At 50.2% G+C, this 23,607-nt stretch carries 17 protein-coding genes; 9 read left to right on the forward strand and 8 right to left on the reverse strand.

The genetic code is table 11. From position 1 onward, the window contains the following. The first annotated feature begins 75 nt into the window (after window positions 1–75). Entirely contained in the window at window positions 76–1,194 is a 1,119-nt protein-coding gene (locus tag ACU8YC_RS10550) for a YbdK family carboxylate-amine ligase (RefSeq protein ID WP_446895314.1), read from the forward strand. A gap of 66 nt (window positions 1,195–1,260) precedes the next feature. Beyond that, on the forward strand, window positions 1,261–1,509 hold the full coding sequence (locus ACU8YC_RS10555) for a DUF1158 domain-containing protein (RefSeq protein WP_151218708.1): 249 nt from the start codon (window positions 1,261–1,263) through the stop codon (window positions 1,507–1,509). A 21-nt stretch (window positions 1,510–1,530) separates the two neighbouring features. On the opposite strand, the gene ACU8YC_RS10560 is transcribed toward ACU8YC_RS10555, so the two are convergent. Beyond that, the gene (locus ACU8YC_RS10560; RefSeq protein WP_151218777.1) at window positions 1,531–1,872 is read right to left on the reverse strand and encodes a RamA family antibiotic efflux transcriptional regulator; all 342 of its coding nucleotides are present in this window, start codon (window positions 1,870–1,872) and stop codon (window positions 1,531–1,533) included. 17 nt (window positions 1,873–1,889) lie between these two features. Further along, on the reverse strand, window positions 1,890–3,002 hold the full coding sequence (locus tag ACU8YC_RS10565) for an MBL fold metallo-hydrolase (protein ID WP_446895315.1): 1,113 nt from the start codon (window positions 3,000–3,002) through the stop codon (window positions 1,890–1,892). A gap of 189 nt (window positions 3,003–3,191) precedes the next feature. Between ACU8YC_RS10565 and ACU8YC_RS10570 the strand changes: the two genes are divergently transcribed. The 4 genes from ACU8YC_RS10570 (at window position 3,192) to ACU8YC_RS10585 (ending at window position 6,223) form a co-directional block, all read left to right on the forward strand. Next, entirely contained in the window at window positions 3,192–3,773 is a 582-nt protein-coding gene (locus ACU8YC_RS10570) for a TetR/AcrR family transcriptional regulator (protein ID WP_278238638.1), read from the forward strand. Further along, window positions 3,773–4,141, forward strand: a complete 369-nt coding sequence (locus tag ACU8YC_RS10575; RefSeq protein WP_151218706.1) for an MmcQ/YjbR family DNA-binding protein — start codon at window positions 3,773–3,775, stop codon at window positions 4,139–4,141. Before ACU8YC_RS10570 ends, ACU8YC_RS10575 begins: the two co-directional genes overlap by 1 nt. Window positions 4,142–4,260: 119 nt before the next feature. Next, window positions 4,261–4,914 carry an oxygen-insensitive NAD(P)H nitroreductase gene (nfsB, locus tag ACU8YC_RS10580; RefSeq protein ID WP_151224899.1) on the forward strand — a complete coding sequence of 218 codons (654 nt, stop codon included), beginning with the start codon at window positions 4,261–4,263 and terminating at the stop codon, window positions 4,912–4,914. 64 nt (window positions 4,915–4,978) lie between these two features. Beyond that, the gene (locus ACU8YC_RS10585) at window positions 4,979–6,223 is read left to right on the forward strand and encodes a mechanosensitive ion channel family protein (RefSeq protein ID WP_187259404.1); all 1,245 of its coding nucleotides are present in this window, start codon (window positions 4,979–4,981) and stop codon (window positions 6,221–6,223) included. A 54-nt stretch (window positions 6,224–6,277) separates the two neighbouring features. Here the strand turns inward: ACU8YC_RS10585 and pheP are convergent, their stop codons facing one another. After that, entirely contained in the window at window positions 6,278–7,672 is a 1,395-nt protein-coding gene (pheP, locus tag ACU8YC_RS10590; RefSeq protein ID WP_210904798.1) for a phenylalanine transporter, read from the reverse strand. 246 nt (window positions 7,673–7,918) lie between these two features. On the opposite strand from pheP, the gene ACU8YC_RS10595 reads away from it, so the two are divergent. The 3 genes from ACU8YC_RS10595 (at window position 7,919) to ACU8YC_RS10605 (ending at window position 19,817) form a co-directional block, all read left to right on the forward strand. Continuing rightward, a complete protein-coding gene (locus ACU8YC_RS10595; RefSeq protein ID WP_187252854.1) occupies window positions 7,919–9,094 on the forward strand; it encodes a DnaJ family molecular chaperone in 1,176 nt (391 codons plus the stop codon). 617 nt (window positions 9,095–9,711) lie between these two features. Continuing rightward, entirely contained in the window at window positions 9,712–10,290 is a 579-nt protein-coding gene (locus ACU8YC_RS10600; protein ID WP_446895316.1) for a LuxR C-terminal-related transcriptional regulator, read from the forward strand. A gap of 194 nt (window positions 10,291–10,484) precedes the next feature. Next, window positions 10,485–19,817, forward strand: a complete 9,333-nt coding sequence (locus ACU8YC_RS10605; protein WP_446895317.1) for an autotransporter outer membrane beta-barrel domain-containing protein — start codon at window positions 10,485–10,487, stop codon at window positions 19,815–19,817. A 111-nt stretch (window positions 19,818–19,928) separates the two neighbouring features. On the opposite strand, the gene ACU8YC_RS10610 is transcribed toward ACU8YC_RS10605, so the two are convergent. From ACU8YC_RS10610 to rclB, 5 genes are all read right to left on the reverse strand, one after another. Further along, window positions 19,929–20,696 (reverse strand): EAL domain-containing protein, encoded by a 768-nt coding sequence (locus ACU8YC_RS10610; RefSeq protein WP_151218703.1) that lies wholly within the window; start codon window positions 20,694–20,696, stop codon window positions 19,929–19,931. A gap of 101 nt (window positions 20,697–20,797) precedes the next feature. Further along, window positions 20,798–21,379: a helix-turn-helix domain-containing protein gene (locus ACU8YC_RS10615; RefSeq protein ID WP_446895318.1), complete on the reverse strand. Its 582-nt coding sequence runs from the start codon at window positions 21,377–21,379 to the stop codon at window positions 20,798–20,800. Window positions 21,380–21,399: 20 nt separating this feature from the next. Further along, complete coding sequence (locus ACU8YC_RS10620; protein ID WP_151218701.1) at window positions 21,400–22,095, reverse strand: pilus assembly protein PilZ; 696 nt, start codon at window positions 22,093–22,095, stop codon at window positions 21,400–21,402. A gap of 576 nt (window positions 22,096–22,671) precedes the next feature. Beyond that, window positions 22,672–23,232 (reverse strand): reactive chlorine resistance membrane protein RclC, encoded by a 561-nt coding sequence (rclC, locus tag ACU8YC_RS10625; protein WP_151218700.1) that lies wholly within the window; start codon window positions 23,230–23,232, stop codon window positions 22,672–22,674. A gap of 11 nt (window positions 23,233–23,243) precedes the next feature. Then, window positions 23,244–23,480, reverse strand: coding sequence for a reactive chlorine resistance periplasmic protein RclB (gene rclB / locus ACU8YC_RS10630; protein WP_219608504.1), 237 nt, complete (start codon window positions 23,478–23,480; stop codon window positions 23,244–23,246). Between the last annotated feature and the right edge of the window lie 127 nt (window positions 23,481–23,607).

Raw genomic sequence — 23,607 nt, forward strand, 5'->3', positions numbered from 1 at the left:
AATATCTGACAACGAACAGAAAATCAGCCGCCCTTCTATACTCTAAGGATATCGATCAACGCGGAATAGAACCCTATGCCACTTCCCGATTTTCATGTATCCGACCCTTTTACGTTAGGCATTGAACTGGAAATGCAGGTGGTCAACCCCCCGGGCTACGACCTGAGCCAGGATTCTTCCCGGCTGATTGACGCTGTAAAGCCGCTGCTTACCGCCGGAGAAGTGAAGCACGATATCACGGAAAGTATGCTGGAGATGGCGACCGGGGTTTGTCGCAATATCGATCAGGCAAATGCTGAATTGTCTACCATGCAGCAGATAATTACGCGGGTTGCTGCACAGCACCATCTCGCGATTTGTGGCGGGGGGACGCATCCATTTCAAAAATGGCAACGTCAGGAAGTCTGCGATGACGAACGCTATCGGCGCAACCTGGAAAATTTTGGCTATCTCATTCAGCAGGCGACGGTATTTGGCCAGCATGTGCATATCGGCTGCGCAAACGGCGATGATGCCATTTATCTCCTGCACGGCCTGTCTCGATTTGTTCCCCATTTTATTGCGCTCTCAGCCGCCTCACCTTATATGCAAACGTCCGACACGCGGTTTGCCTGCGCGCGACTGAATATTTTCTCCGGATTTCCCGATAATGGCCCGATGCCATGGGTGAATAGCTGGCAGGAATTCGAGGGGCTATTTCGTCGACTGGCTTACACCAGCATGATTGACAGCATTAAGGATTTACACTGGGATATCCGTCCCAGCCCACACTTTGGCACAGTAGAGGTTCGGGTCATGGACACGCCGCTGACCCTGGCACACGCGGTCAATATGGCGGGGCTTATTCAGGCTACCGCCCACTGGTTACTCACCAAACGGCCGTTCAAACACCAGCTGCATGATTATCTGCTGTATAAATTTAATCGTTTTCAAGCCTGCCGCTTTGGTATGGCGGGAATCGTAACCGACGTCAATACCGGCGATGGGCACCGCCTGTCAGATGACACGCTACGGCTATTGGACAATGTCGCCGCCTCTGCGGATAAAGTGGGGGCAGCCAGCGCGATTGAAGCCTTGCATCTGCAGGTTAAGCATAGTCATGACGAGGCGCAAAATATGCGTGATTTCGTCGCCGAAGGCGGGTCACTGAGTGGTCTGGTGAAAAAACATTGTGAGATTTGGGCCGGGCTGTAAGCGTGGGGTTTGCGTTGCCCACGGAGATCCCGGACAATAGCTTTTTAACTCAAGTTTAACAATACGATGAAACACCCGCTTGAATCACTGATGACCGCCGCCGGGATCCTGCTGCTGGCATTTTTATCCTGTCTGCTCCTGCCCGCCCCCTCACTTGGACTGGTGCTGGCGCAAAAGCTCGTGGCCACCTTTCATTTGATGGATCTCAACCAGTTTTATACTTTGCTGTTTTGCCTGTGGTTTTTACTGCTGGGGGTAATTGAGTATTTTATTTTGCGCTTCATCTGGCGGCGCTGGTTCTCGCTGGCAGATTAGGCCCGCGAGAACCCTGCGTCGTTAATGCGCCCGGCTATGGTTTTCTTTGCGATAAGCGCCTGGCGGCTGGCTGAACGTCCGGGTGAAAATACGCGTAAAGGTCTGCTGCGAATCGAATCCGTACTTTAGACAAATGTCATACACTTTCTGATCGGTATCACGCAGATCGCGCGCCGCCAGCAACAGCTTACGCTCACGGATGTAACGCCCGAGGCTTTCACCTTTATACTGCATAAAAAGACGCTGCAGGTGCCATTTGGAATAGCCCGCATGGCGTGCAATATCATCAATGCGCAATGGCTGATTTAAATTATCATCAATCCATTCAACAATCGTATCAATCACCTGAGCAGAAATCGTCATCATGCTCTCCCCTGTATTCATTGAGTCGCCTGTTGCCACCAGGCCGTAAACGGTTGGTCCGGTTCGGACAGTATTACCGGTTCACCCAACATTGGCGTCAGCAGTCGGTAATCGTGACGGCGGCTGGCAAGCACCAGTCGTTTGTAGGGATCATCCCAGGAATGTTTCGCCAGAACGAAACGACCAGCATGCCCTGGCAACACGGCTTTCGCATGCAGATCGGCCGCAGCCTGTGCCGTCTCTTCCGGCATCATGTGAATAAACTTCCAGTCATGGTCATACTGGCCGTTCTCCATAATCGCCAAATCAACCGAGCCAAACTGCTCACCGATGGCTTTAAAATGTGGTCCATAGCCGGAATCGCCACTGTAGTAAACGTTCTGCTCCGGCGTTTCAAACATGAAACTCGCCCATAGCGTTTGGTTGCGCTTAATGCCTCTCCCCGAAAAATGACGGGCTGGCAACGCATGAACGATCAGCGAATCCGTTACTCTGATGGATTGATTCCAGTCCATCTCGTCGATTATCTCGCCGCGCATCCCCCAATAACGCAGATGCGACCCTACGCCAAGCGGTGTAATCACCCGCTTAATTTTCGGCATTAACGCCTTGATCGTGGCGAGATCCAGGTGGTCATAGTGATCGTGCGAGATAATGAGCAGATCGATCTCCGGCATCGTCTGTGCGGACCACGGATAATCACCGGCAAAGGCTTTGTTCAGGAATGAAAGCGGTGCGGCATAGTTGCTAAACACGGGATCAATCAGGATACGTTGACCCACCAGCTGTAAATACCATGAAGAATGGCCCAGCCAGACAAGCGTGTCCTGCTCTGGAGATAACCCGGCGAGATCGGTCGCCACCAATGGCAATGGATGTGCCGGCCGCGCATTTTCGCGCTTAGCGACCAAAAACTCCCACCAGGCAGCCAGCATACTTTTGTTACCGGTATAGCTTGGTGTCGGCACCTGGTTATGAAACTGTCCATCACGATAGTGCGGTGATTGTTCAACCTGACTCAGCTGTGCCCCTTTCGGTGGCTGACCAAACCCGGCATTGAGTAAAAACGGTAAACTTGCAGCTGCGCCAATGAGCATAATAACAACCACACAAACTGTGAGACGCTTCATATCCTGACCTTAAACACGCCCCCTTTCCGCTGGTTTGCGTGACCGACTCTTGATTATGAGTGAGTAAGCACTCATTATAGAAATCGAAAGTTCGCCGTCAAGATGATTTTCAATCTTTGACATTCACCGTTGCGGTGCTGCAAAGGCCGTGATTCAATCATGCTTTTTACAACTTAAGGGTAAAGTGTAGTGGCTCGTCCGAAGAGTGAAGACAAAAAATTAGCATTACTGCAAGCTGCAACCACAGCATTTGCACAATCAGGCATTGCGGCATCTACCGCCGTAATTGCCCGCAATGCAGGTGTTGCGGAGGGAACGTTGTTTCGCTATTTCGCGACCAAAGATGATTTGATCAACGAGCTTTACCTCTTTTTAAAGCACGATCTCTGTCAGTCGATGATGGCCGATCTGGATCGTTCAGTGACCGATGCCAAAACCATGACTCACTATATCTGGAACAGCTACATTAACTGGGGTCTGAACCATACCTGTGGGCATCGCACTATTCGACAGCTCGCCGTCAGCGAAAAGATCAGCAAAGAAACCGAACAGCAGGCTGATGATATGTTCCCGGAGCTGCGCGATCTTTGCCATCGCTCCGTGCGACCTGAGTTTATGTCTGACGAATATCGCGCCTTCGGCGATGGCCTTTTTCTCTCTTTGGCGGAAACCACCATGGAGTTCGCAGCCCGCGACTCTGCCCGGGCCAAGGAATACATATCGATGGGATTTGAAGCGATGTGGCGCGCACTAACCCGCGAGGAAAAATAATGGACGGCCAGACACTGCATACCTGTGCGAAGCGCCTTGCGCTCGAACTGCCTTTTACCGAGCACTGCTGGCCATTCGGCCCGGAATACGACGTCTTCAAAGTTGGCGGGAAAATTTTTATGCTGGTCTCAGAGCTACGCGGACGCCCACTGGTCAATCTGAAGTCGGATCCGCAAAAATCTCTGTTAAACCAGCAGATTTACCCCAGCATTGAACCCGGCTATCACATGAATAAAAAGCACTGGATCTCCGTCTACCCCGGCGATGACATTACCGAGTCATTGCTGGAAGAGCTGGTAAACGACTCATGGCACCGTGTCGTAGACGGCCTGGCGAAGCGGGATCAAAAACGTCTGCGTCCAGACTGATTTATCGTTAACCCCAATAAGTGTTTTTGCTTTTTCCTGTCTTATCTTTTTCCTGCTAACCCTGTACCCTGCTGAAACAAAACGTACCCGCAGGGTATAAAAAACCACCAGGAGTAGTTATGGATATTGTTTCTGTCGCCTTAAAACGTTACTCCACTAAGGCATTCGATCCGACTAAAAAACTGACCACTGAGCAAGCCGAAAAATTAAAAACGCTGCTGCAATATAGCCCATCCAGCACCAACTCTCAGCCATGGCATTTTATCGTTGCCAGCACTGACGAAGGTAAAGCGCGAGTAGCCAAATCCGCAGCCGGCGGTTTTGTGTTCAACGAACGCAAAATGCTGGATGCTTCTCACGTAGTGGTGTTCTGCGCCAAAACGGCGATGGACGACGCGTGGTTGGAGCGCGTGGTGGATCAAGAAGAGAGCGATGGCCGCTTCGCCACCCCTGAAGCTAAAGCCGCTAACCACAAAGGTCGTACCTTCTTTGCTGATATGCATCGCAAAGAACTGAAAGATGACAACCACTGGATGGCAAAACAGGTGTACCTGAACGTCGGTAACTTCCTGCTGGGCGTTGCAGCAATGGGTCTGGATGCAGTGCCGATCGAAGGCTTTGATGCGGCGGTGATGGATGCAGAATTTGGTCTGAAAGAAAAAGGTTTCACCAGCGTAGTGGTGGTCCCGGTGGGTCATCACAGCGTAGAAGATTTCAACGCCGCGCTGCCGAAATCCCGTCTGCCGCTGGAAACAACGCTGACGGAAGTCTAATCCCCGCATTTGCATAAGCTCCGCACAGCGGTCATCATAGACCGCTGTTTATTAAGGAGACGTTATGCAGGAATTGATATCTCAGGTAGAAGAACTCGGCATTGAAATAAATCACACCACCTCGCTGGTGATGATTTTTGGCATTATTTTTCTCACCGCCATTATTGTTCACGTTATTTTGCACTGGGTGGTATTACGCGCATTTGAAAAACGCGCCAGTACCAGTTCCCGTCTGTGGTTGCAAATTATCACACAGAACAAATTATTCCACCGCCTGGCGTTTACGCTGCAAGGTATCATCGTCAATATACAGGCTACACTCTGGCTACAAAAAGGCAGTGAAGCGGCAGATATATTAGTGACCTGCGCACAGCTGTGGATCATGATGTACGCCCTGCTGTCCCTGTTTTCCCTGCTGGACGTTATTCTCAACCTGTCGCAAAAGCTCCCTGCCGCATCCCAATTACCCTTGAAAGGTATATTTCAGGGTATCAAACTGATTGCCGCGATTCTTGTCGGGATCCTGATGATTTCCCTGCTGATTGGCCAATCGCCGGCAATACTGATAAGCGGCCTGGGTGCGATGGCAGCCGTATTAATGCTGGTGTTTAAGGACCCGATCCTCGGTCTGGTGGCCGGAATACAGCTCTCCGCTAACGACATGCTTAAGCTTGGCGATTGGCTGGAAATGCCGAAATACGGTGCAGATGGCGCGGTTATTGATATTGGCTTAACTACCGTAAAAGTGCGTAACTGGGATAATACCATCACTACTATTCCTACCTGGTCACTGGTATCAGATTCCTTTAAAAACTGGAGTGGGATGTCCGCTTCCGGTGGTCGGAGAATTAAACGCAGCATTAGCATTGATGCCACCAGCATTCATTTTCTTGATGAGGATGAACGTCAGAGGCTGCATAAAGCGCACCTGCTGAAACCGTATTTGACCACGCGCCATCAGGAAATCGACGCGTGGAATCAGCAATTAGATGCGCCTGAATCGGTATTGAATCACCGTCGGATGACCAATATTGGTACTTTCCGCGCCTATCTGAACGAGTATTTGCGTCACCACCCGCGTATTCGCAAAGATATGACGTTAATGGTGCGCCAGCTTGCGCCAGACGATCACGGTTTACCGATCGAAATTTATGCCTTTACCAATACGGTGGTCTGGCTGGAATATGAGAGTATTCAGGCTGATATTTTCGACCATATATTTGCGGTGGTCGAAGAGTTTGGTTTACGCATTCATCAGTCGCCTACCGGAAATGATATTCGCGCGCTGTCAGGCGCGTTTCAGCGTTAATCCGTAGAATAGATAAATGACCGATCTCATCACCAGGATGAGATCGGTATAAACTTAGCGAGACTTACGACGCAGCAGTTTGAAGGTAACGAACAGGAACAGGATCCACACCGGCAGCAGGATAGCTGACAAACGCATATCATCCATCGTACACATCAGCACCAGAATCATGCCGAGGAAAGCAATACACAGGTAGTTCCCCGCCGGGTAGAGCAGCGCTTTGAACTGCGTATCACGTCCCTTGCGACGCATCGCCGCCCGGAATCGCAGATGCGCCAGACAGATCATAATCCAGTTCAGCAGCAACGTCGCCACCACCAGCGCCATCAGCAGGCTAAACGCCTTTTGCGGCAGCACATAGTTGATCAGTACCACCAGCGACGTAATAGCACCGGAGAGCATCAGCGAATTCACCGGTACGCCGCGACGGCTGACACGGGTTAAGAACTTCGGCGCGTTCCCCTGAACGGAGAGACCAAACAGCATACGACTGTTGGAGTAGACGCCGCTGTTATACACCGACAGCGAAGCCACCAGAATGACAAAGTTCAGGGCAGAAGCCACCACATTGCTGTCAAGGTTATGAAAAATCATCACGAACGGGCTGCTGTTGGACTTCACTTCCCCCCATGGGTACAGCGCCAGCAGCACCACCAGAGAACCAATGTAAAACAGCAGAATACGGTACACCACCTGGTTGACCGCCTTCGGAATACTTTTCTGCGGATCCTGCGCTTCCGCGGCGGTAATTCCGATAAGCTCCAGTCCGCCAAAGGAAAACATAATCACCGCCAGTGACAGAATTAATCCGTTCCAGCCGGTGGCAAAAAAGCCGTTGTAACGCCACAGGTTATCGATGCTTGCATGTTCCCCGCCGTTGCCGGAAAACAGCATCCATACGCCAAAACCAATCATGCCGATAATGGCCAGCACTTTGATCAGCGCAAACCAGAATTCCGTTTCACCATAGAGACGCACGTTGACCAGGTTGACGGCATTGATAATCACAAAGAATGCCGCAGCCCAAATCCAGGTTGGGACATCGGGCAACCAGTACTGCATGTAGATCCCAGCCGCAGTCAGTTCCGCCATGCCGACCAGCACAAACATCACCCAGTAGTTCCAGCCGGACAGAAATCCCGCGAACGGTCCCCAGTATTTATAAGCAAAATGGGCAAACGATCCAGAAACGGGTTCTTCCACCACCATTTCGCCCAGTTGACGCATAATCAAAAAAGCGATTATCCCGGCAACGCCGTAACCCAGTAACACCGCAGGTCCCGCCATCTGAATAGCCGGGCCAATGCCCAAAAACAGGCCGGTACCAATTGCACCGCCCAGCGCAATTAACTGAATATGGCGGTTTTGCAACCCTCGCTGAAGCGTCGGCTCATTCGTCGACGCGGCATCAGACACGCTGGTGTCAGATGCAGTTGACGCGTTTTTCACGCCCTTCCCCTGTGTCGTTTTTATTGAAGGGGCTCCTTTTAACATTTCAACCTGGTTGTCGCAAGGCGCAATAAGGACCTGCCGTGCCTGTAGCATTGCGTTTGTTCATAATTACGGTGAATTATTCTGGACGAAAAGGCATGACAGGCCACAGAATGCGCTTTACTGTTTTTCTAACATTTTCAAACGGGTGAACCAGCTGTGTTTCAGGCACTCGTTTTTGAGTCAGGCCAGGCAACGACTGTCATGAATAAGATCATTAAACGACTGGAAATCGTCAAAAGTGCTATTGAACTGGAAGATGAGGAGATTATTTTCCAGCAGGTAGAACATCTGAAAAATGAGCCCTTATCCGTCGTACCAGATACTATTGTGCAGGCGATCGAAGAACGACGCTTTAGTGATGCCTTGCGTGAAATCTCAGCCTGGCTGCAATCTCAACGGGCAGTCTCTACGTGGCAAGATCCAGCTATTGCCGCCAGTAAACTGGAACTCAAAGCGCTCGAAACACAGCTGCGTGACCTGATCGATAAACGCAACACGCGCATTCAAATCCTCGATGATTTCAACGATCTGTATCACCTTCGCCTTGGGCCGCTGATGAGCCGGATCCTCGAGTTGCGTAAACAGCTCGCCGCCAGCGCCCAGCGTAAACAGGAAGCTGAGCGAAAACGCCGGGAGAAAGACTACCAATCCTGCCAGCACTATATTTCCCAGGCCGTTGATCAACTGGCCAGGCTCAAGCAGCAGTGGATGAATCTGAATTCAGATTCGCGTGAATCGGTGGAAACACGTCAACGCATTCAGCAACAAACTGAGCTTATTACTGCCCTGCTGGCAGAGATTCGTGAACTGGAAAACGATTTTTCTCGCCAGGACGACAGCGCAACCCGCCAGGCACAGGAAGAGGCCAGCCATGAATATGATGAGTATCAGGAGCAGCAGCAGGATGCACTGCACCGTTTTAGCCGTGACCAACGACTTTCCGCTGATGAACGTAATGAGTTAAAACGCCTGTGGCGTCAGGCCAGCCGTCTTTGCCATCCGGATGTGGTGGCGGACTGTCTAAAAGAGAAAGCGCATCAGATGATGGTTCAACTGAACCAGGCGCGCCAAAATGCCGATCTTGCCGCCGTTCGGGCGCTACTGACTCAATTGCAAAGTGGCCTCGAACCGATGATGGCGAGTGACCGATTGAACGATCTGCAGCATTTACGCAGCAAAATACAGCAGCTCAGAGAACAAATTAATGCGCTGCTGAAAGAGATTACCGAACTGGAAGCTGAGAACGCCTGGCGGCTTGCCACCTCCGTGACGGATAAAGAGGCCTATTTCTCCGATCAACAACGGGCGCTTACAGAAATCCGCAATACGCTGGAACAACAGGTGCACCAGGTTGAACAGGAGCTGTTGGCGGGCTAAGCGCTATCGCTAGCGCATGAAGACAAAATGATACCTGCAAGCCAGATTTCAAAATTAGGCACAAAAAGATCAAAAAAGGATAAAATTCCAATAATTGGATTTATTGCAGAAATATAATCTGTAATTATCCTATTATTAGCCAAAAGGTGCAAATTCGGCAATATTTGCCTCTTCTCCTAACCTTCCGCTTTCTCTGTCCTGGTCAGGATTAAGAATCCTCCTACACTCAATTAATACCATGAAGAAAAATGAGTATCTTCTTGAAACTTAAGCCATTGCATATAAATACCTTTCTTTAATCCCAGGAATACCCTGTCTTTATACAAACCTCCTTCTTATTATTATCTCGATCCATAAGTGAAATCTATCAATGTTGTGCTCAGAGGTGAAATAAACGATTTATCTTAAATTTTAACAAAGTGTAATATCTACCTTAAGAATAGTTAATGCTTCAAATAAATACAGAGAATATCTGTTGAGTCTGAAATAAATAAGGATGCGTTCACGCCGAAGAACGTTATACGATTTTTAATTAATATTTCATGCGTCGTCAAAAACTCTTTTTTTAGTCTAAAAAAAAAGGCGACTGCTTGCACCAAAATTTCAAGGAGATCGTTATGTCTAAGGCTATTTTTTTGGGTGACTCAATTTACCCCTGGCTAGGCATGCGAGAAATCCTACGTGGTTTATCATTATATATTGATATCACGTATTACTCCTCTCAGACGCTTTCTGCCGTCAAAATGCTTCCTTATGAAACGGATTGCATCATTATTAATCCTGACAAATCTGATTTTTTAAAATATGCCAGGATTATCCGCAATATGGCTTTACGTCCTGCTACCAGAATTATTGTTCTGGCAGATGAAGCTACCTTTACCATTTTTCAAACCGTTTGCGGCAAGAACATGCAATTTCTCGATCAAGACACCAGCCTTGATCAGCTATTACAGACCGTCACACGTATCACGCAAAACAAAAAACAGAAAAGTATCAAAGAACTACACACAAAAATCACAGCCAACGAATTCAACGTAATGATGATGCTTGCCCGGGGATGGTCGCTGGCGCAAATCGCCGGTGCGTCACAGAAAAGTGAGAAAACCATCGGGGCATACAAAAGCAACATTGCCAGAAAACTCGGCAAAAATAATACCCGGCTCAAGTACACCATTTCCTACTATAGCCAGCCGTAACTGACTTACTTAAGGACAATTATCACGGTTATTTTTTAAAAATTTTCCTTTCGGCCCATTTTTAATTCCGCACCGCACGGAAGGAAATCCCATTTCCCAAAATTTATTACCGGGTAGCACATCCGCGTGCCAGCCATAGCCAACAACTCAACGTATTAACACATACATAACAGGAATGTAGACAAGGGTTATATATGAACAAAGTTTACAGCATTATTTGGAACGCGGCGCTCGGTATCTGGGTAGTCGTTTCTGAATTAACCAAAGGCAAGAAAAAAAGCAGTTCGCGAAAAACTGTCGCCGTACTGGCAGCTGGCGCATTAAGCGGTGCGTCAATGCTGGCTTCGGCTACTCCAATTGTCGATATCGGTGAGCACAATATTTTTATCGACTACCAGACAGGTATTTCCTCTGGAATATATGAGGATGTCCACGACTATGGTTTCTTATATGAAGATAACACCACCGGTCAGGCACTTAATATCAGTGGCGCAATCCCAACATTTAGTCCAGGCCAAAGCGGCGTTGTTGAATCAACCACTATCCGGGAGTTGCTGGAAAGTGGCAAAATCACGCTGCAGGCTACCAGCCCTGACCAAAGCGTTAAAACAATCACCACTGCTGAAGATCTGGCGGAATACCTGACTTACAACCAATCGTCAACGCCGTCACAGAGCACAGAATTTGCTATCAACGACCCGGCGTTTCCCGGCGAAACAACAACCATCAAAGTCTTTGATACTAATGCGTTAAGTGGCTTTCTTACCGAAGCGCAAATCGGCGATGCGGTATTAAACACCTATGATGCACAGAAGTCAGAAATCTATAAGCAATTTGGTATCGCGCTGGCGACCAATAGATCCATTGCTAACCTGAATATTGGCAACGACACGCTCAATGTTCGCGACCAGCTCAATACCATCGAGTTACTGGCCAAAGACTCCTCCTTACTGGAGGCTCAGGATGCGGGTAGCCAGGTAAACTGGCAATCGGATAACTACATCAAATTTAACGCAGCTCCGGTTGTGCCGCCAAAAATGTTCTCCGGTTCAAAGCAAACCTCCGTGTTTGGCGATGATGTGACGCTGATGACCTACGGCTACGATGCGGAGGGTCAGGTAGTCGAAACCGGTGAACGCACGTTTAGCATTACCAACACGCAGGAGCTGGCCGATTTCAACGACTGGCTGCTGGGCAATAGCGACGACGCGGCAGAAAACCCTGAAGGCGAAAAAGTCAGCCAAATCCAGCTGTGGCTGGATGCAAAGGAGGTGACGACCGTCACCGCCGCACAAACCAAGTACGCCGGGCTGATTGATAGTCTGATCAATTCCAGTAAACCCGCTGACGTGCTCAGTTGGGATTACGAGGTCTGGACTGACGGCGAGTCGCATACCAACAACGCCACCGCCGGTCGTGGTGAGCTGCATGCTATCTACGCCAATGGTGCGGGCACCTCCGGCACTCTGAATAAAGACGCGATTATTGCCGTTGACGGCAGTATTAATGGCGTGATGAAAGCCATTGATGGTGGGGTTATCACTAACCTGGGCGAACTGAACGCATTGCGTACTTCGACCGGGCAGAGCCTGGCGATTGGTATGCTGGCTAAAGATGCGACGGCAACCAACAGCGGGATCATCAACTCCGGGCTGTTTATTGATAAAGACGGTAACCAAAACGTCAACAGCTATGGCGCATTTGGTATGCAAGGGCAAGGCACCAGTCAAGTCACCAACGAAGGTACCATCAACCAGGCGATAACCACCGATAACTTCGGCACCGCTTCTGCGGCCGATCCCTGGAGCAAGGACGACCCCGCAGGCTCGCTGACGCTGGCCATTGGTATGCAACTGTCTGACAATGCGCAAGGGGTCAACAACGGCGATATCAACGTCGTGGACGGGAGCAAAAACGGTGCATCCTATGCTAAAGGTACCGCCTATGGCGTAGAAGTCGCCGACAATGCCACCTTTACCAACAGCGCGGATGCCACTATTTATCTTGGTCGCAACGCAAGCGCTCCCTCTAAAGATGTCACCATGGCTGGCGGTTCCAGCCTGAGCGCCGGGATCATGACCAAGAGCGCCAAAGAGGTGATTAACAACGGCCTTATCACGCTGGGAACCGGCGTACGTAATGCTGCAGGTATTCTGATTGGTAACGCGGCCGGCAATGTATTCAATACCGGAAATATCGTGCTCAATGGCGATTCCAGCGCAGGCAACATTAAGAATTACGGCATCACCGTGCGTGATAGTGGCGCTGAAAATAATCAGGAAATCCGCAATGACGGCAAGATAAACGTCAATGGCACCAACAACGTCGGGATCCACGTAAGCGCAACGCACAAAAATGCCGAAGCCACCACCAGCGATGCTGGCTCTATCATCGTGGACGGTGAAGGTAGTGTCGGGAACCGTAACTATGCCGTCTGGGCTGAGGGTGGCAAAGATGGGAAGGCGGTGGTCAACGTCTATTCCAACATCACGCTAAACAAAGCCGGGAACATCGGTGTACACGTACGTGATAACGCCGTCGCTAACGTCGACAACCTGAGTAGCCCGGCATTCAACAGCACCGATCAGATTGGCTACTACCTGTATGGTAAAGGCGCGACTGCCAATATTGGTCAGGCAGTAATGAATGACAACGGACAGGATCGCACCACCATTTTCCGTATTGCCAATGGCGCAATGCTGGCCGGTAACACCACCACGCCTGATGGTCAGGCCAGCTCTAACCTTGAACTGACCTTAAACGGCGAACAGTCCGTTGGCGTATTTGCAACGGGCGTAAACAGTAAAGTTGATACCGGCGAAGCCACGTTCACCGTGCAGGGTACCGACTCCGCCGCACTGCTGATAGAAGGCGGCGCCACAGGTAACATCAGCGATAAAACAACCATCAATTTAACCGGTGAAAGGACCGTTGCCGGGGTTGTGGATGGTCAGGCACATCAGTTGAATGGCAGTGCAGAGGGTAGCGCCGTTGCGACTACTCTCACTTCAAACGCAAAAATCACTTCAGAAGCTACCGGCAACAAGGTCATTGCCTATGTGGCAAGGAACCAGGGCAGCCTGATCCTCGATACTCAGGCGAGTATCGATCTTGCCAGCACCGACAGCATTGGGGTTAACGTGCAACAAGGCGGGAGTTTAACCAATAACGCGCCTGCTGCCTTACATGTGAGTAACGGCATCGGCGTACAAGCTTCTGGTTCGAACGCACAAATTAAAAAACTGGGTCAGATTCAAGTCGATGACGGAACCGCAGGCGTTCTGCTGACCAATGGTGCCAGTTTGAGTATTACCGGTAATGCCGGTGATGCCATCACGACCGATGGTTCGGCTGATGGTATTCGCCTCGATACAGGGGCCGGTAAGCTGGCTGCAAAAGGGGTAACGATTAGCGCGAAAGGAACTGGCGCGGGCATTCAAAACGATGCCAACAATAACGACATCACGCTCAACGACGTCACGATCAACGCCAACGATGGTCCGGGGATCCGTACCAGCGTCGCGCTGAACATGAAAGATGGGTTGAACAATATTCTCAACGTTAGTGGTAAAGGTACCGGCTTCGCCTTTGAACAGCGCAATGGTGACGCGGTGACGGGCAATCTGACCATCGGTAAAGGCTATACCATTGAGGTATTGAACAGCGAAGGCAGCGGGATTCGCGCCAATACTAACGGGCGCATCACCACCAATGCCGATATTAACGTGCATGACAGCGCAGGCGGTTCGGCAATCATCGCAAAAAACGTCAGCGCATTGACCAACAGTGGCAAGATTATCTCTGCAAGCACCACCTCCCCGGTAATCGACGCCAGCGGAGACAGCAGTAAAGCCATTACCAACACCGGAACTCTGGAGGCCATCAACGACACGGCGGTGGCCATTCAGTCCGGTACAGGCAATGACACTATTGATATCAGCGGCGGTGTCACCAGCGGCGTAATCAATACCGGTGCAAGTGCAGACACCTTCAACTGGCGCAGCGGCACCTATGCCGGCGAAGTGAATTTCGCCGGTACTGGCGGCAACAATAAAGCCAACATCGGCAATGTGACGCTGGATAAAACGCGCCACATCATTACCGCTGCGGGTACGGACAACGCCCTCACCTTTACCGATACAAAAGATGCGAAAATTGGAACGCTGGTCAGCGACAACCTGACTACCGGCACGAATATTGGCACCGGCTGGGATTCGCTAACCCTCAGCGGGTCAAACGCGGATGTCCGCATCGTTGAAAACCTGAATCTGGCAAGTAAAACTATTGCCGTAAACAATGGCGCCACGCTGCGCACCGGCGACCACGTTGAGCCAACCAGTACTGCCGCCAGTATTGGCAACTACGATGTCACAACCCAAGGCGCAGGCAGCAGGGTTATCTTCGATACCCAGGGGGATACATCAGCAGCGCAGATCTATCGCGGTATCATTAGCGGTGACGGGAAATTTGAACGCGCGGCGGGCGGCACCACGGTCTTTACCGCCAACAACAGCTACACCGGCTCTACCACTATTGATCAAACCGGCACGCTGCAGTTAGGTGACGGCGGAAATGAAGGTGAAGTAAGCGCCGTGTCTGACATCACCGATAACGGCGTGCTGGCGATTAACCGCGCTAACACCGTGCTGCTCAATGGCGTGATCTCGGGCATTGGCGCGCTGAAGCAAATTGGTGACGGCATTACCCGACTGAACGGCAACAACACCTATACCGGTGATACCACCATCACCAACGGTACGCTGCTGGTAAATGGCGATCAGAGCGCCGCGCGCGGCGCGACCACCGTCAGCGGCACCTCCACTCTGGGTGGGAATGGCATTATCGGCGGCAACGTGCTGATGAACGATGCCACGACTATCAGCGCTGGCGATGGCGGTGCGGGGACGTTATCCATTAACGGCAATCTGCAGCTTGGCAGCAAAACGACCTCTGCTTTCGAACTGGGCCAGGCTTATACGCCGGGCGGTGCGCTAAACGATCTGATTAACGTCGCAGGCGATTTGCAACTGGACGGAACTCTGGATGTTACTACTTCACAGGGCGGTAGCTTCGGACCAGGCGTATACCGTATTTATAACTACGGCGGGACATTGAATAACCAGACGCTGGATCTGGGCGTTGTGCCGGACAGTCAGGATAAGAGCAACATTTTTGTCCAGACCTCTATCGACAAACAGGTCAACCTGGTGAATGCCAACGGCGTTACCCTACACTTCTGGGACGGCGCAACCATCAATCAGAACCACGGCGCGTCCGGCATTGAAGGCGACAGCAAAATTGACGGCGGCGACGGCAAATGGATGGCGATTGGCAGCCAGGGTGATAACAACTGGACCACCGCAACGGGCGACGGTAACGCGCCGTGGGCGCAGAAATCCTTTGCGATCTTCACCACCAAAGGCGGGACCGTCACCGTGGATAACGCTGCGGGCGAAGTTCACTTCTCCGGGGCGCAGTTTGATGCCGATGGCTATGTCGTGAGAGGTGACACACTTAACGCGCATGCCACAACAGAAACAGCGACCCACGCAGGCCAGACGCCGGGGACCGGTGAACTGTTGCTACGCGTTGGTGCCGGTGGCGCAGGGCAAAACTATACCGCAACCATTGAGTCCGTCATCCGCGAAGCCAGCACCAATGACAAGCTGACGCTGGTGAAAACCGACCTGGGTCGTCTGATCCTCAGCGGTGATAACGAGTATCGCGGCGGCACGCGCATTGACGGTGGTACGTTACAAATCTCTGCCGACAGCAACCTCGGCCAGAGCGGTACCGACCTGGCTATCAATAACGGCTCCACGCTGCAGATGGGCGCGGACCTGACCAGCAATCGCACCATTACGCTTGGCGCGAATGAAAACGCGGCGGTGTTTGACCTTAATTCGCACCACTTCACGCCAACCGGTGAGATTACCGGCGACGGTAAACTGAAAGTCACCAGCAGTTCAAGCGATGCGGGCAGTACTCTGTCGCTTGAGCGCGCGAACAGCTACAAAGGCGACACCGAAATTGCCGGCACCGGCAATGCCAACAATGTGGCGGTCAACGTCAGCAAAACCGGCGCGTTCGGCAGTAATGAGAGCAGCACCGTGAGCGTCAACAACGGTGCAACCCTCAACGTCAGTGGCGCGGAGACCAGTCTGCAATCTCTGACGATAAACATCGCCGACAGCCTGTTAACGTTGGCCGATACCGTGACTGCCGCCAGCGCCAAACTGCACCTGACGGGCACAGCGAAAGCGCTGTTAACCAATAACGCCACTGCGGGCAACGCGACGGTTAGCGTAGCGAAAGACAGCACGCTGGCACTGGAAGAAAACGCCAGCGGCGGCAATGCCGATGTAACTAACAGCGGACTGATGACCTTTGCTGACCAGGCAATGGCAGAGAATACCGTCGTTAAAAACCTGGCGGGTGGTATGGTTGATGTGAGCGCAGTCAACAGCGCAACGTCTATCGGTTCATTGTCCGGCGCGGGTAATGTCGAACTGGGCAATAGAGAATTGTCGCTGGGGAATCTGCATCTGGCCGACACCATTAGCGGTATTATCAGTGGCAACGATGGCAGCCTGGTGAAAATCGGCGACGGCACGTTAACGCTGACGGGCGACAACACCTGGACCGGCACCACGGACGTTAACGAAGGCGTGCTGCTGGTCAACGGTAATCAGTCTGCAGCGACCGGTCAGGTGACGGTGAAATCCGGGGCCACGCTCGGCGGTAACGGTATTATCGGCGGCGCGGTTGATGTGCTGGACGATGGTCATATTACCGCCGGGGCCGCCATCAACAGCGTGGGCAAACTGACTACCGGTTCACTGACGCTGAGCGATAACGCCCAACTGGATTACCAGTTTGGTCAGGCTTATACCCCCGGCGGCGCGTTCAACGACCTGATCGACGTGAATGGCGATCTGACGCTCGACGGTAAACTCAACATCGAGACCTCTCCGGGCGGAAGCTTTGACGTTGGCGTTTATCGCGTCATCAACTACACCGGCACATTAACCAACAACGTGATGGATATTGCTAACGCGCCGGAAGCCGCGGACAGTTTGTACGTACAAACTTCGGTCAAAAACCAGGTTAACCTGGTCAACCATGCCGGACTGACGTTGCGCTTCTGGGACGGTACCGGCGGTGAGAATGGCGAGCTGAAAAACAACGGCGTCATCAACGGCGGCGACGGTATCTGGCAATCCAGCCAGGGTAACGACAACTGGACAACGGATGAATCGACGCCAGAAGGCGCATTGAACGCACCGTTTACCGATGCCGCATTCGCCGTCTTCCAGGGCGAAGCGGGTAACGTAACCGTCGATAACAGCCAAGGCGATGTCATCATCAGCGGCGCGCAGTTCGCTACCGATGGTTATCGCGTCGGCGGGGAGGCCATCACTACCGATACCGCCAATACGCTGATTCGCGTCGGCGATGGCACGGTAGATGGCGCCAGTTACACCGCCACCATCGACAGCGTGATCCGCGGTACCGGTGGCCTGAATAAAGGCGATCTCGGTACACTGATTCTCACCGGCGACAATACTTACAGCGGTGGCACCACCATCACCTCAGGTACGTTACAGGTGGCGGGCGATGCCAACCTCGGTGCGGCAGATACGGGAATTACCTTCAACGGTGGTACGCTGAAATATGGCGAAGCGTTTGATACCGCCCGTCAGGTAACGCTGGAATCCGGCGGCGGGACATTCGACACCAACGGACATGACGTTTCTCTACTGACGGAAGTCGAAGGTAACGGTCAACTGACCAAAACGGGCAAAGGCTCCCTCACCCTGACGCTGGATAACACCTACACCGGTGGCACCACCATCGAACAAGGCGTTTTACAGCTGGGTAACGGTGGTGATATCGGCAGCATTCAGGGGGATATCGTTGATAATGGCGTACTCAACGTTAATCGTGGCGATACCCTGGCACTGACCGGAAATATCAGTGGCAAAGGCCAGCTGCATCAGACCGGTAGCGGTGTGACGGAGCTGCAAGGTGAAAACAGCTACAGCGGCGCAACGCTGATTGCCAACGGCGTGCTGCAGGCGGGGAATACCAACACTCTGAGTGCGGCATCGCACCACTACGTTGTCGCGGACAGCACGCTGAACACGCAGGGCTATAACCAGACGGTAGCGGGACTGAGCAACGGCGGCGATGTATCGCTCATCGGTCAGCAACCTGGCACAACCTTAACCGTCAAAGGGGATTATACCGGCGAAAAAAGCACCATCAACATGGCGGCTATCCAGAACGATAGCGGCGCAGGTATTGCCGACCGTCTGATTATTGATGGCGGTAAAGCCAGCGGCAGTACGCTGCTGGATGTCGATGGTTCCGGTCTTGGCGCACCGACCATCGGTGATGGTATCGAAGTCGTCACCGCACTCAACGGTGCAACCACCACAGCGCAAACCTCGCGGGACGCCTTTCATCTTGCCGCAGAGCGTATGGCTGCGGGCGCATTTGAGTACCAACTGCATGCCGGGAATGCGCAGGGTCAGGGCGAAAACTGGTATCTGAGAAGCGAATACCGTCCAGAAACCATGCTGTATTCTGGTCTCGCCAGCGTGGTTCGTCAGGGGGACATCAGCCTGTTAGGCAACATGCACCAGCGTATGGGCGACGAGGTTAAACCGGGACTTGATGAAGACAATCGCGCCTGGGCCAGAATGATTGGCTACTCCGATAAAACCAAACTGGATGATGCGGCCGGGACGCAAACCAGCACCCATACCATGGGTATTCAGGTTGGCGTCGATATGTATGCGAACGAAAGCTGGAAAGCCGGGATGTATACCAGCATCCTGGATATCGACAGCAACGTGAAAGGCACGAAAACCGACAGCGACGGCAAAGGCGGCAATATCGACGACAACGCGTTTTACGTCGGCGGTTACGCTACCTGGTTCTCGGGTGACGGCATGTATGTTGATAACGTCCTGCAGTACGGTAACCATAAATCCCGCCTGGCGACGACCGGTAATAACGGTTCGTATACCGTCAAAGGCAACACGTTGACGGCATCGACAGAGGTGGGTAAATCGTTCCGTTTAGGCGCCAGCGCATGGAGTCTGGAACCGCAGGCTCAGTTGATCTATCAATACAGCGACTTTGATAACGGTACGCTTGATGGTGTGACCCAAACGAAAGTGAAAATGGATTCCGCGGATTCCTTTACCGCGCGTCTGGGCGTGCGTCTGGTCGCTGACTATGACACCACTCATGGCAAATTCCAGCCATACGGCAGAGTCAACGTCTGGCAGGGTCTGGGTTCAAAAGACAAAACGCACTTTAGCAATACGGTAGCTACCACCACGCTTGAGTCTTCACAACAATACTCCAGCACTGAAGTTGCAGCCGGCCTGTCATGGTCTATCGACAGAAATCTGCAGGTCTACGGTGAACTGGGTACGCAATTCAGCAACGGTGGCAGTAAGTCGCAGGTCGAAGCACCGGTCAATGCATCTATCGGCTTCAAGAAATCGTTCTAAGCTGACATAAACTCGCCAGCCCCCTGTTAAGCAGGGGGCTTTTTTTTGCCTTTCAGGGCTACGGACTGGCAGCAACGAAGTGATGATTGAAGAGGTTAAAACCTGGAGGGATTAACGATTATAGTGCGTTAAGAGTAACGGGATCTCTTCTGCTAACACCGGAGGAGAAATGAAAAATCCTTGGATTTTGTCACAACCCATCTGCATCAAACGGTCCAGTTCGGATTGGGTTTCCACCCCTTCGGCAAGAACTTCAATCCCAAAATTGTGCGCCAGTGAAATGATACCCTCCACAATCTTTGTTGAGCGGGTGTCGGGTTCAATGCCGGTGACAAATTCTTTATCGATTTTTAAGGTATCAAAAGGATACTTCAACAGGTAATTAAGATTAGCGTGCCCGGTTCCAAAATCGTCAAGAGCAAGTTTGACCCCTATCGCCTTCAGCTCCTTCATATTTTTAGCCGCGACCAGACTGTCGCACAGCGGTGACGTTTCCGTGACCTCTACCTGACATCGGTTGGCCGGCAAACCACAGGTGATAAGATTTTTTCTGACGCGTTGAGGTAACAGAGGATCGCAAAATTCAAGTGCGGAAATGTTGATTGATAATACCAGGTAATCTGGCCAGCGGGTTGCAACATCCCATGGCGTGCAGCTAACCATATCTTCAATTGAAAGGATATTGCCGCTGTCCTCCAGTAACGTAATAAAAACATCGGGAGAGATCATACCCATCTGAGGACTATTCCAACGCATTAACGCTTCAAACCCGCTAATACACTGAGTACGCAAATTAAAAATGGGCTGATAAACCATATAAAGCTGACTGGTATTCAATGCTTTTTCAAGCGCGGTTAGCACCTCACTGGAATTAAACATTCACCTTCCCCTCGACAAATCATGAAAATTTAAAACCAGTCAACATCACTCCCGAATTGTATCTACTATTAGGTGTGTTACATCAGATAAGAATAGTCAGGTTACGGTAAAAAAGACGTTCGATGAGTAAATCTGACTATTAATTTATTTAAATCAGAAGTATTAGTCAGCCCCAGCTTGGCGACGACCCGCATCTTATGAGCCTGAATAGTTTTATAGTTCAGGCTCACCAACTCAGAAATTTCTTTGGCGGTATAACCATTTACCAACAAATTCAGAATCTGCTGCTCTCTCTCAGTTAGTTTCTTCTGCGAACGATATAGTCGGGGATTCCATTTCCCGACCGTTAACGACGCCAATTGACCGAAATCACGCAGTGAAGATTTCTCGGTCAAAACTATTGTTTTCTCGACATATAATAACTCCACACATAATTTTGCCACCAAACTATCAGCAATAATTACCACGACGTTATTATAAAACTTAAATCGGTTTTTATTCAGAAAATCTACGATAGCTGAGCACGGTTGTTCATTATCAATGATATTAAAAATCATAGTTTGATGCTGGCATAATGATGACTGATGCAACATATCCTCAAACTGGAATGTTTGTATCGGTACATGTTTGCTTGTCAGGTAGGCGAACAGACCGTTGCCCACAAAATTATCACTACCACACATCAACATCCTGTTCACCACTCCTATAAGCTTTTAATCTTGTTACTCATTAAAAATTTAATAATAATCTTCTCGACTTCAGTCTCTTCACGACGGTTTTTAAAATCGAACCCACACGAAATCTGATGGCAGGAATACAATTGATTATCTTCATCAAATTCGTTGATCGCGACGACATCAATAACTTTTAAATCCAACTGCAAACTGCCAAAAGTGTCAAAATCCAGTGAAGCGCTTTTAATCACCGCATCTTTGTAAAGAAAACGGGCGTTAACTTCTTCAGCGATTAACGCACAACCACCCTGAGAGATGTTTTTAATCTTCAGCGAGTAGTTTTCTCCGTTCTTGTAACGACCAAAACAGAAAAAGTCATACCCCTTCATGAAGGAAAAACGCTGGTTTTGTCTCTGCTGGGCAAAGAAAATCAAATCCGGGATGAGGTAGGATAATCCCACTTCCGCACCTGTTAATGGGGTTTGTTCGAATCTGGCACTAAATTTTACAATCCCGCTTTCACTATGCAGGATAAAGTATTGGACCTTTTCAGGTACAATGTCTTCGTGTCCGGAGATAACAAACCGCTCGAAATCAACCTTCTCTAACTGAGTGATAACGCTACTGTTTTCACATAACACTTCCAGTTTCGTTTTCTTGTGCAGCTCTTCACGAAGGGTAGCTATGATTTCAAACTTGTTGTCCTTTGCTAATCCAAAGCTCATTCTAAAACCCTTATTTCCATATTTAAGACATGTCTTGCTATTGGTTACTCACAAAACGCGAGATCAGCATCCACCCTTGGTGCTTAATTACCATAGTGGATTCCATGTCGAACAGTTGGTTAAAAATTAAGTTTTTAGCTATCTTTAGCCATTTATTGATACGTAAAAACATTTAATCAACGTTAATTTTAGCTGAAGCCATGCTTAAAACCATGCGAACGTGTTGATTAATTATAACAAAAATGAATAACAATCAATTTTGAGATGTCATTTTGAGATAACAAATAGTAAGAATTGCACAGAAAAAAATAGAGGGAAATGAGTGAGTTTTGATGAAGGAACTATGCAGTTTGCGAACTGGCGCACTATCGAAAGAAGAAATAAAATACTTACGAAACCATATTATTAATCATCAATATAACCTCCACAGGTTATTGTGATAAAGTGAATTATTTTATTTCGCATGTAAAATAATTTCCCTTAGGGCAGAAAAAAGGCCAGCGTCCTGCTGGCCCGGTAATTACCGAATCGAACTATAGAGGCTTACTATCTTACAGAGGGTACAACGCTAAAAATTCAATACTTTTGCTTAAGAATTGATCGGGATGAATCTGCGATGATCATCACCGCTCCCGCCAACATTAATGTGTCTTTCAACACCAGACGCCCGGCTCCGGACAAGTAAGGAAAACCGTGGTGCAAATCTCCCAACGGCATCACCCATGCTTCTGGTGTAGTAATTAAAAATGATAACGTAACAATCGGCGTGGCAAATGCCAGTATGCCACCCAGTAATCCCAACCAACGACTAACAGGATTAGCCAGCACCAGCAATGCGATAAGCACTTCGACTACGCCCAGGCCATTGGAGAACGTATACGTGTTATTCGCCTTCTGCCATTCACGCTCCTGCGGTTTAAACTCACCTTCGTGGGTTAAGTGCTGCTTATATTCTGTGGGATGTTCGTAGAAAAATGACATTACCGGACTATTGGCGACAAATGGCGTAATACTGTCTGCTTCGTAAGGTACAAACTTCAACAGACCAATCCACATAAATACAAGGGCAATGCTGAGACGAATCAACGTTAATCCAATTCTATCGCCCTTGCCGAGTAAACGCAGATACTTTTCCATGCAGATGCTCCTCACTTATACAAAATTGCCGTAGCGTGAGTACTGCTGTCTATACGCATTGAAGTAATTTTCCACGAAGTGGCATCCTTTTCCTGGGCTAGTTTTGCGATGGCATCCTCAACGACAGAAGGTGCCGCGGCAATTGCCGACACGCTGACGCGAGCGACTTCAACCGGCTGTTGTGCCAGAGCAGAAAATGTTACCGGCGCAGTGAGTAAAGCAGTCAACAATAATGAAGTTTTAAGCATGTTCATTTCTATTTCCATTAACAAGTGATTTCAGTCTCAATAGAATAAAACATCGCTGTTTATCTTATTTACTGCATAACGCCAGAAAAACTGTTCATGCGTATTACTTTATTTATGATAAAAAAAA

Source organism: Citrobacter sp. VF227 (assembly GCF_052950715.1).